The organism is Shewanella algicola (assembly GCF_014648035.1).
Taxonomy (GTDB): domain Bacteria; phylum Pseudomonadota; class Gammaproteobacteria; order Enterobacterales; family Shewanellaceae; genus Shewanella; species Shewanella algicola.
Window position 1 is genome coordinate 1 of record NZ_BMQI01000175.1, and the last position, 454, is coordinate 454.

The following is a 454-nucleotide window of genomic DNA, read 5'->3' on the forward strand; positions in this document are numbered from 1 at the left end:
TATTCATTTCCAGGCGCCTAATTAAGCTCAATATGTACAGAGTTTGCTGATATGGCTCAGTCGGTAGAGCGCATCCTTGGTAAGGATGAGGTCCCCAGTTCGATTCTGGGTATCAGCACCACGAATAATCTAGTGTTATGTCCTAGAGAAAAATTTGTCTGGAAACCATAGAGCTTCATTTCCAGACGCTAAATACACGGAAAAAGCCCTAGCAAACAACGCTAGGGCTTTTTCCGTATATAGGGTTTGAAATATCTACCCCGCAGTCCCCCGCCGCTGAGCGGGCCCTCAGCTTGAAACAAGTTTCTACGCGTTTCGAGGTTGCAATGTGCTGCGCACATTAAGCGCAACCTCTACACCCCCATGTGAGAGTAGGTCATTTCCAGACGCTTAATACCATTTACATTAATTAATTGGTCAGTTTTGTCCACCGTCTAGAACATAGTTGAGTCAC

Annotated in this window: 1 tRNA gene; it reads left to right on the forward strand. The window is 45.6% G+C overall.

The annotated features are described in order from the left end of the window. The first annotated feature begins 45 nt into the window (after positions 1–45). A tRNA-Thr gene (locus IEY42_RS22295) sits at positions 46–121 on the forward strand. Positions 122–454 lie beyond the last annotated feature (333 nt).